Annotated in this window: 10 protein-coding genes and 1 pseudogene; all 11 read right to left on the reverse strand. The window is 68.5% G+C overall.

Features of this window, described 5'->3' with window-relative positions:
- A partial coding sequence (locus VFB40_RS09480) for a 2Fe-2S iron-sulfur cluster-binding protein (RefSeq protein ID WP_324849011.1) occupies positions 1–221 on the reverse strand: 221 nt, incomplete at its 3' end.
- Between the two features lie 3 nt (positions 222–224).
- A complete protein-coding gene (nuoF, locus tag VFB40_RS09485; RefSeq protein ID WP_324849013.1) occupies positions 225–1520 on the reverse strand; it encodes an NADH-quinone oxidoreductase subunit NuoF in 1296 nt (431 codons plus the stop codon).
- Between the two features lie 3 nt (positions 1521–1523).
- Complete coding sequence (nuoE, locus tag VFB40_RS09490) at positions 1524–2309, reverse strand: NADH-quinone oxidoreductase subunit NuoE (RefSeq protein ID WP_349261412.1); 786 nt, start codon at positions 2307–2309, stop codon at positions 1524–1526.
- A 29-nt stretch (positions 2310–2338) separates the two neighbouring features.
- Positions 2339–3718: an NADH-quinone oxidoreductase subunit D gene (locus VFB40_RS09495; protein WP_349261413.1), complete on the reverse strand. Its 1380-nt coding sequence runs from the start codon at positions 3716–3718 to the stop codon at positions 2339–2341.
- 29 nt (positions 3719–3747) lie between these two features.
- Positions 3748–4512 carry an NADH-quinone oxidoreductase subunit C gene (locus VFB40_RS09500; protein ID WP_324849019.1) on the reverse strand — a complete coding sequence of 255 codons (765 nt, stop codon included), beginning with the start codon at positions 4510–4512 and terminating at the stop codon, positions 3748–3750.
- Positions 4509–5063 carry a NuoB/complex I 20 kDa subunit family protein gene (locus VFB40_RS09505; protein ID WP_324849021.1) on the reverse strand — a complete coding sequence of 185 codons (555 nt, stop codon included), beginning with the start codon at positions 5061–5063 and terminating at the stop codon, positions 4509–4511. Before VFB40_RS09505 ends, VFB40_RS09500 begins: the two co-directional genes overlap by 4 nt.
- 17 nt (positions 5064–5080) lie before the next feature.
- Positions 5081–5440 carry an NADH-quinone oxidoreductase subunit A gene (locus VFB40_RS09510; RefSeq protein ID WP_324849022.1) on the reverse strand — a complete coding sequence of 120 codons (360 nt, stop codon included), beginning with the start codon at positions 5438–5440 and terminating at the stop codon, positions 5081–5083.
- 1052 nt (positions 5441–6492) lie between these two features.
- Positions 6493–6963, reverse strand: a complete 471-nt coding sequence (locus VFB40_RS09515; protein WP_324849024.1) for a DUF6247 family protein — start codon at positions 6961–6963, stop codon at positions 6493–6495.
- Between the two features lie 43 nt (positions 6964–7006).
- Positions 7007–7219, reverse strand: a complete 213-nt coding sequence (locus tag VFB40_RS09520; protein WP_324849026.1) for a hypothetical protein — start codon at positions 7217–7219, stop codon at positions 7007–7009.
- Positions 7220–7541: 322 nt separating this feature from the next.
- Positions 7542–8849 carry a geranylgeranyl reductase family protein gene (locus VFB40_RS09525; RefSeq protein ID WP_324849028.1) on the reverse strand — a complete coding sequence of 436 codons (1308 nt, stop codon included), beginning with the start codon at positions 8847–8849 and terminating at the stop codon, positions 7542–7544.
- 119 nt (positions 8850–8968) lie between these two features.
- Positions 8969–9237, reverse strand: a pseudogene (locus VFB40_RS09530) (hypothetical protein); the annotation flags it as partial.

The raw sequence follows: 9237 nt of genomic DNA on the forward strand, positions 1-9237 counted from the left end.
GGCTTGCGCTGGCCCTCGACGTCCACCAGGCACTGGCGGCAGGCGCCGATCGGGTCCAGCAGCGGGTGGTCACAGAACCGCGGGATCTGGATCCCGAGCAGCTCGGCGGCCCGGATGACCAACGTGCCCTTGGGCACGGCGATCTCGAAGCTGTCGATGGTGACGGTCACGGTCTCGACCGGAGCGGGCGCGCCCGGGTCGCTGGTTGCCTGCACGGTCATGCGTTATCGGCTCCCGAACAAGGTCGAAGCGGCGGGGTCGAACGGGCAGCCGCCGCGCTTCTGGTGCTCGATGTACTCGTCCCGGAAGTACTGGATCGAGGAGGTGATCGGCGAGGTGGCGCCGTCGCCGAGGGCGCAGAAGGCCCGGCCGAGGATGTTGTCGGACAGGTCGAGCAGCTTGTCGAGGTCCTCTTCGCTGCCCTGTCCGGCTTCCAGCCGCTTGAGCACCTGGACCAGCCAGTAGGTGCCCTCGCGGCACGGGGTGCACTTGCCGCAGGACTCGTGCGCGTAGAACTCGGTCCAGCGCAGCACGGCCCGCACGACGCAGACCGTCTCGTCGAAGATCTGCAGCGCGCGGGTGCCGAGCATGGAGCCGGCCGCGCCGACGCTCTCGTAGTCCAGCGGGACGTCGAGGTGTTCCTCGGTCAGCAGCGGGGTCGAGGAGCCGCCGGGCGTCCAGAACTTCAGCCGGTGCCCGCCGCGCATCCCGCCGGCCAGGTCGAGCAGTTCGCGCAGCGTGACGCCGAGCGGGCCCTCGTACTGGCCCGGCCGGTTCACGTGCCCGGACAGGGAGTAGAGCACGAAGCCGGGCGACTTCTCGGTGCCGAAGGAGCGGAACCAGTCCACGCCGTGCCGCAGGATCGCGGGCACCGAGGCGATCGACTCGACGTTGTTGACCACGGTCGGGCTCGCGTACAGGCCCTCGATGGCCGGGAAGGGCGGGCGCAGCCGAGGCTGGCCGCGGTAGCCCTCCAGCGAGTCGAGCAGTGCGGTCTCCTCGCCGCAGATGTACGCGCCGGCTCCGGCGTGCACCACGATCTCGAGGTCGAACCCTGATCCGAGGATGTTCTTTCCGGCGTAGCCGGCCGCGTAGGCCTCGCGCACCGCGGCCTGGAGCCGGCGCAGCACGTGCACGACCTCGCCGCGCAGGTAGATGAAGGCGTGGCTGGCGCGGATCGCGTAGGCCGCGATCACGATGCCCTCGATCAGTTCGTGCGGGTTGGCGAGCAGGAACGGGATGTCCTTGCAGGTGCCCGGCTCGGACTCGTCCGCGTTGACCACGAGGTAGTGCGGCTTGCCGTCGCCCTGCGGGATGAAGGACCACTTCATCCCGGTCGGGAAGCCGGCGCCACCGCGGCCGCGCAGCCCGGAGTCCTTGACCAGCTTGATGACGTCGTCCGGCGGCATGGCCAGGGCCTTGTGAATGGCCTGATAGCCGTCGTGCCTGCGGTAGCCCTCGAGCGTGTAGGAACGCGGATCGTCCCACGCACGCGAAAGCACCGGGGAGAGCTTGCTCATCGACTATGCCTCCGCCCCGTGACCGTTCGAGCCCTGACCATTCGAGCCCTGACCATTGACGCCGCCGTTCGAGCCCTGATCGCCCGCCGCCAGCTCTTCCTGGCGCGCCAGGCGCAGCCCTTCCAGCGTCGCCGGGCCGGCCGGGCCGCCCGCGTCCACCGCGTCCGGCCGCTCGTCTTCGAACCCTGCCAGGATCCGCTCGGTCTGCTTGAACCGGCACAGCGCCGGCCCGCGGCTCGGGGTGACCTCCTCCCCGGCCAGCAGGTCGTCGACCAGCTTGACGGCCGTGGTGGGGGTCATGTTGTCGAAGAACTCCCAGTTGACCATCATCACCGGGGCGAAGTCGCAGGCCGCGTTGCACTCGATGTGCTCCAGCGTCAGCGTCCGCTCGCCCTGGCTCTCCGCGGTGCGCTCGTCGTTGCCGACCGCCAGGTGCGCCTTGAGGGTGGCGAAGATCTCGTCGCCGCCCATCACCGCGCACAGCGTGTTGGTGCACACCCCGACGTGGTAGTCGCCGACCGGCTTGTTCTTGTACATGGAGTAGAACGTCGAGACCGCGGAGACCTCGGCGGTGGACAGCCCCAGCATCTCGGCGCAGAACTGCACGCCGTCGCCGGTGACGTAGCCCTCCTCCGACTGCACCAGGTGCAGCAGCGGCAGCAGCGCGGAACGCGGCTGCGGGTAACGCGCGATGAGCGCTTGGGCGTCCTTGACCAAGCGCTCACGCACCTCCGGCGCGTCGGCGTACGAAGTCTGATTCGCCGGCGCGGTGGTGTTCGCGCCGGGCAGGTTCGGGTTCCGGCCGATGAAGACGTCCGTCACCGGTCCACCCCTCCCATCACGGGGTCGATCGAGGCGACCGCGACGATGACGTCCGCGACCATCGAGCCCTCACACATCGCCGCGGTGGCCTGCAGGTTGTTGAACGAGGGATCCCGGAAGTGCACCCGGTACGGCCTCGTCCCGCCGTCCGAGACCGCGTGGCAGCCGAGCTCGCCCTTCGCGGACTCGACCGCGACGTACACCTGGCCGGCCGGGACGTGGAAGCCCTCGGTCACCAGCTTGAAGTGGTGGATCAGGGCCTCCATGGACTCGCCCATGATGTGCCGGATGTGGTCCAGCGAGTTGCCCATGCCGTCGCCGCCGAGGGCCAGCTGGGCCGGCCAGGCGATCTTCTTGTCCTCGACCATGACCGGGCCGGGCTTGAGCTTGTCAAGGCACTGTTCGACGATCTTCAGCGACTCGCGCATCTCGTCCATGCGCAGCCGGTACCTGCCGTACGCGTCGCAGGTGTCCCACGTGCACACGTCGAAGTCGTAGTTCTCGTAACCGCAGTACGGCTGCGCCTTGCGCAGGTCGTGCGGCAGGCCGGTGGCCCGCAGGATCGGTCCGGTGATCCCCAGCGCCATGCAGCCGGTCAGATCGAGGTACCCGACCCCTTCGGTGCGGCCCTTGAAGATCGCGTTCTCGTTGCAGAGCGCCTCGATGTCCTTCATCCGCTTGGGCATCAGCGCCAGGAACTCGCGCACCTTGTCCACCGCGCCGGGCGGCAGGTCCTGCGCGAGGCCGCCGGGGCGGACGTACGCGTGGTTCATCCGCAGGCCGGTGATCATCTCGAAGATGTCCAGCACCAGCTCCCGCTCCCGGAAGCCGAAGATCATCGCCGAGAGCGCGCCCATCTCCATGCCGCCGGTGGCGATGCACACCAGGTGCGAGGAGATCCGGTTCAGCTCCATCAGCATGACCCTGATGACGCTGGCCCGGTCCGGCACCTGCTCCTCGATGCCAAGCAGCTTCTCCACCGAGAGGCAGTACGCGACCTCCTGGAAGAACGGGGTCAGGTAGTCCATCCGCGTGACGAAGGTCGAACCCTGCGTCCAGTTGCGGAACTCGAGGTTCTTCTCGATTCCCGTGTGCAGGTAACCGATTCCCACTCGGGTCTCGGTGACCGTCTCGCCCTCAAGCTCCAGAATGAGCCGCAACACCCCGTGCGTAGACGGGTGCTGCGGACCCATGTTCACGACGATGCGCTCTTCGGGGGCCTCGCCGAGCGAGTCGGCGATCTCGTCCCAGTCCCCGCCGGTGATGGTGAAGACCCGTCCGCCGGCGGCCTCGTCGCCGGCGCCGTACGGGTCGCCGTTCAGTTCCTCGGCCGCGAGCGGCGCTCCGGTCCTCGCGTTGGCCGCGGCGTCTGACATGTCGTCGGCCGCCCTCTCCGCTTGAATGGTCACTGGTACGCCCTCCGCTGGTCGGGGGCCGGGATCTGGGCGCCCTTGAACTCGACCGGGATGCCGCCGAGCGGGTAGTCCTTGCGCTGCGGGTGCCCGGGCCAGTCGTCCGGCATCAGGATCCTGGTCAGCGACGGGTGGCCGTCGAAGACGATCCCGAACATGTCCCAGGTCTCGCGCTCGTGCCAGTCCACCGCCGGGTACACGCCGTAGAGCGAGGGCAGGTGCGGGTCGCTGTCAGGGCACGTGGTCTCCAGCTGGATGCGCCGGTTGTGGGTGACCGACATCAGCGGCACCAGCACGTGCAGCTCGCGCCCGGTCTCGTGCAGGAAGTGCACTCCGGAAACCCCGAGGCAGAGCTCGAACCGCAGCGCGGGGTCGTCCCGCAGGGTGCGCGCCACCTGCACCCAGTGCTCGCGGCGGACCTGGAAGGTGATCTGCCCGCGATGCACGACGACGCGCTCGATCGCCAGCTCGGGCGCGAGGCCCTGCTCGTCGAGCGCGCCGAACAGCTCGTTCTCGACCTCGTCGAAGTAGCCGCCGTAGGGCCGCGGGGACTGTCCCGGCAGCTCGATCTTGCGCACCAGCCGGCCGTAGCCGGAGGTGTCGCTGCCGCCGCCGGCCGTCGGGAACATCCCGCGCCGCACGGCGACGATCTCAGCCTCCTGCACCGCGAGCGGCTGGGACTTCGGCTGCTCGATCTCGCCCGAGGCGGACACCGCACCGGCAGATCCGGCCGACGGACGGGACTCCTCGCCGCTCATGCCAGCAGCCCCTTCATCTCGATGGTGGGCAGCGCCTTGAGCGCCGCCTCCTCGGCCGCGCGGGCAGCCTTCTCCCGGTCCACGCCCAGCGGCATGGCCTGGATCTCGGCGTGCAGCTTGAGGATCGCGTCCATCAGCATCTCCGGCCGCGGCGGGCAGCCGGGCAGGTAGATGTCCACGGGCACGACGTGGTCGACGCCCTGGACGATCGCGTAGTTGTTGAACATGCCGCCGGAGGAGGCGCACACGCCCATCGAAAGCACCCACTTGGGGTTGGGCATCTGGTCGTAGATCTGGCGCAGCACCGGGGCCATCTTCTGGCTGACCCGGCCGGCCACGATCATCAGGTCCGCCTGGCGCGGCGAGGCGCGGAACACCTCCATGCCGAAGCGGGCCAGGTCGTAGCGGCCCGCCCCGGTGGCCATCATCTCGATGGCGCAGCAGGCCAGTCCGAAGGTGGCCGGCCAGAGCGAGCCCTTGCGCATGTACCCGGCCAGCCCCTCGACCGTGGAGAGCAGGAACCCGCTGGGAAGCTTCTCCTCAAGGCCCATCGCAGAACCCGTACCTCTCAGTCCCAGTCCAGGCCGCCGCGCCGCCAGACGTAGGCGTAAGCGACCAGGACGGTGAGGACGAACAGGACCATCTCCGCGAGCCCGAACCAGCCGAGCGCGTCGAAGGCGACGGCCCACGGGTAGAGGAAGACGATCTCGATGTCGAAGACGATGAACAGCATCGCGGTCAGGTAGTACTTGACCGGGAAGCGGCCGCCGCCGACCGGCTGCGGGGTCGGCTCGATGCCGCACTCGTAGCTGTCGTATTTGGCCCGGTTATACCGTTTCGGACCGGTAAGCGAACCGATGACCACCGAGAAGACCGCGAATCCGGCCGCGATCAGACCCAGGGCCAGGATCGGCACGTACGTGTCCACACGCGCCGCCACCTTTCCGCCGCTAGTCGTAGTCCGCCGGCGTCGTCGTCGACGGGTGACACCCGCCCCCGTGGCCCGGCCTGCTCGTGAAGCCGTTCACAAGCCGGGGGCGAAATCGGCCGCAAGCCTTGCCGATTGACGGCAATCCTACGGCCTACCAGATGTGATCCTCGCCACGGGTCACCCCTTCGGCGACCCGCTGATCCGTAACCTAGTCCTTACTCGGTCCGCAGCGCTGTGTGATCTCCATCACGCCCAGGTCAGGGCGCTTTGGACAAGTCCGGAGGCTGATGAGACACGATTGTGACGATCTTCACACGGGGTCGGTACACCGGTCCGGAGGGTGATCGCTTGCACGCCGGACGGACCGTGCACAAGGGTCCAAAGCCCGTTCATGATGCGGACACTGAATTTGATTTGACGCTCTACGTCATGTAGAAGCCAAAGGCCGTCGCCGCGGCGGTCCTTGTGCGCTCGGGAACCGTGGCTCGGTCGGCCTGAAGTCGAGCCGGTCGCCGAAGCCTTGAGTTGAGCCTGACGCGCGCTGCGCCTTCTCGCTGCGCTCGGCGGCTCTGCGCGCTGATCTTGGCCCACCCGCCCGCCCTGCTCCGCGTCCTCGCTGGCGCTCGGCCGCTACGCGAACCAGGGCGCTGCCGCGCACGCGCTGCGCGCTGAACGCTGCGCTCGCCCTCCGGGCCGCTCCGCTCCTGCGACCTATCCGGCTGATCGGTGAGCAGGGAGCTGGCGCGACACAAGGCGCAGCTCAACTTTCATAAGTCGAGTTATGATAAGTCCTCTTATGAAAGTTCCGCGAAGCTAAAGCGACTTTGGAGCCCGACGGGCGAAGAATCGTGGCAGCTTCGCCGTTCATTGCGTTCGAATGTGAATCAGCGGTCCGTGTCTTTCGGATGGCGCGGTGACGCGTACACGAGCCAGACGAGGCGCTGTTCGTCGTCGATCACGTATCGCACTCGTCCGCCGCTTGCTGGCGAAGCGCACGTCCCACTCGTCGGCGGGCGGTGGAACAGTGACCCGGTCGCCGCGTTTCGGGCTCACGCGCTGACCTCCACCGGTCCAAAGTTGCCAGACGTCTCCAGAAGGGCTTTCGCGTACTCGCTCTTGTCAGCCTTGATTCGTGCGGTGGCGCGCCAGCCCGCGAGGACCTCATGCACATTCGCGTCTGCTTCGAGTTCCGCAGCATCCGAGAGCGCTGCAACCAGTTCACGCGCAAAGTCCTCAAGTTCACGTTCGCCAAGATGGCGGACCCAGGGGAATACGTCCGCGAGCGCATGGTGCACCACGTGTGCGCCCGCATCCTGCTTCATCAGTGCTGTAAACAGACGCGCGGCCGTCGACAGATTCTCCTCGCGCAGTTCCTCACGATCAGCGGCTGTGAGGTAGAAGTCCGGCGCATCGCGGTGTGTGACGCGTACACGCCCCAGTCGCGCAGCGCGTTCCGCCACAGCTCGCGGGTTGCGAGACAAGTCAGAGAACGTCACGGTGTCTGGTGCGGTTGTTGTCATGCCGCCAGCGTACTCAGAATGTATTCTGATGTCGCGCGAAGTGCTATCGGCGGCGCCGAGGGCCGTCATTTCGGGCGCGCCAGGACGCGTACATGATCCCGAAGCCGATGCTCATCATGAATGAGCCGATCGCGGCGGTCTGGCTGGTCTGCCAGCTCATCGGGCCGGGGGTGCGGGAGGCGAGCTGCGTGCTCCAGATGATGCCGCCGATGAACAGTGCCGCACCGGCGATGACGCGGTTCCAATTCAGGCCCATGTGTGCCCCCGTAGGCGGAGCTGAGTAGCGGCTATCGCTGTGTTCTTACATATCGTGACGCACCGGGCGCGGTTACGGAAGCGCTTTGAGAGGCAACCGCGGATGCCAAGCGCGGCGAATCGCCGAAGCGAGCGGCCCGGAGGGTCAGCGCAGCCTTCAGCGCGCAGCGAGTGCGCGGCAGCGCCCTGGTTCGCGTAGCGGCCGAGCGCCAGCGGGGACGCGGAGCAGGGTGGGCGGGTCAAGATCAGCGCGCAGAGCCACCGAGCGAAGCGAGGAGGCGGAGCGCGCGTCCGTCGCCGGCGCCTGCGACGCGTCGCGTTGCCTACGCGCTCGGCGCGACCCTGCTCAGGCCGTTGATGATCCGGTCCATCGCGTCGCCGCCGCGCGGGTCGGTGAGGTTCGCCAGCAGCTTCAGCGTGAAGCGCATCAGCATCGCGTGGGACAGGCCGCGCTGGGTCGCGACCCGCATGACCTTCGGGTTGCCGATCAGGCTGACGAACATCCGGCCGAGGGTGTAGTAGCCGCCGTAGGTCTGGTTGAGGATCTTGGGATAGTCGGACAAGGCCAGTTCCTTGTCGTAGGCCGTGCGGCGCGAGTGGGCCTGCGCGATCACCTTCGCCGCGATCTCGCCGGACTCCATCGCGTACGCGATGCCTTCGCCGTTGAACGGGTTGACCATGCCGCCCGCGTCGCCGACCAGGAGCAGGCCGCGGGTGTAGTGCGGCTTGCGGTTGAAGCCCATGGGCAGCGCCGCGCCGCGGATCGGGCCGGTGCGGTTGTCCTCGGTCAGCTCCCACTCGGCCGGGGTGGAGGCCAGCCAGCGGCGCATCATCTCGCGGTAGTCGACGCTGCCGAACGCCGCGGAGGTATTGAGGATGCCCAGGCCGATGTTCGACGTGCCGTCGCCCATGCCGAAGATCCAGCCGTAGCCGGGCAGCAGCCGGTCGGGCTGCTGCGCGTCGCGCAGCTCCAGCCACGACTCGAGCCAGTCGTCGTTGTGCCGGGGGTTGCGGTAGTACGCCCGGTAGGCCACGCCCATCGGCCGGTCGTCCCGCTTGTGCAGGCCCATCGCGATGGACAGGCGGGTCGAGTTGCCGTCCGCCGCCACCACGATCGGCGCGCGGAACGTCGTCTCCCGCTTCTCCTGGCCGAGCCGCGCCGCGACGCCGACGATCCGGGAGGTGCGCTCGTCGCGGATCGGTCCGGTCACGTTGCACTGCTCCAGCAGCCGCGCGCCCGCCTTCTGCGCCTGACGGGCCAGCAGCTCGTCGAAGTCGGAGCGCGGGCGCACCAGGCCGTAGTTGGGATGCGAGGCGAGCTCCGGCCACTCCAGCTCGAGCTGCCGACCGCCGCCGATGATGCGCAGGCCCTTGTTGTGCAGCCAGCCGGCCTCGGGCGAGGTGTCGATGCCCATCCGGATCAGCTGGGTGACGGCGCGCGGGGTCAGGCCGTCGCCGCAGATCTTCTCGCGCGGGAACTCGGTCTTCTCCAGCAGCAGCACGTCCAGCCCCGCCTGCGCGAGGTGGTACGCCGTGGCGGACCCGGCCGGGCCGGCGCCGACGATGATCGCGTCGGCCGTGTTCTCGGAGGCGGGGACCTGGTTCTGCGCGGCGGCGTATTGAGTCGGCACGGCAGCAGTCTAGACAGACCGTCGTCCGGGGGTCGGGGTCGGTCGCCTGGTGATCGTGCGCTTGTCCCGCTCAGCTGGCCACCGGCCGGGCAGTTGTCCGGCTGAGCGGGACAGGTGCGCTAGTCGATGCCAAGGCCGCCGGAGTGCGGGACGCCGTCGGCCGCGGTGTTGTCGGTGGCGGGGTGGACCTTGCCCGCGGGCCCCTGTGCGTAGGCGGTAAGGAGGTTCAGCGTTGCGGTACGCACGAAGGTACGGCCAGCCTCGTTGAGGTGCGACGCGCAGCGGTTGCCCAGTGCGCACACCCAGCGCATGGTGCCCGCGTCGAAGACTCCGGCGCCGGAGGATGTCGTGTAGTACGCCGATTCCTGGTAGCTGGCGTGGCCGTCGC

Origin of the sequence: Actinocrinis sp. (genome assembly GCF_035650855.1) — a bacterium.
GTDB lineage: Bacteria > Actinomycetota > Actinomycetes > Streptomycetales > Catenulisporaceae > Actinocrinis.

Excerpts from the sequence above, each read along its gene's own strand:
- nuoF (WP_324849013.1), bottom strand. The coding sequence starts at position 1,520 with ATGAGCAAGCTCTCCCCGGTGCTTTCGCGTGCGTGGGACGATCCGCGT.
- VFB40_RS09495 (WP_349261413.1), bottom strand. The coding sequence starts at position 3,718 with ATGTCAGACGCCGCGGCCAACGCGAGGACCGGAGCGCCGCTCGCGGCC.
- VFB40_RS09500 (WP_324849019.1), bottom strand. The coding sequence starts at position 4,512 with ATGAGCGGCGAGGAGTCCCGTCCGTCGGCCGGATCTGCCGGTGCGGTG.
- VFB40_RS09505 (WP_324849021.1), bottom strand. The coding sequence starts at position 5,063 with ATGGGCCTTGAGGAGAAGCTTCCCAGCGGGTTCCTGCTCTCCACGGTC.
- VFB40_RS09515 (WP_324849024.1), bottom strand. The coding sequence starts at position 6,963 with ATGACAACAACCGCACCAGACACCGTGACGTTCTCTGACTTGTCTCGC.
- VFB40_RS09520 (WP_324849026.1), bottom strand. The coding sequence starts at position 7,219 with ATGGGCCTGAATTGGAACCGCGTCATCGCCGGTGCGGCACTGTTCATC.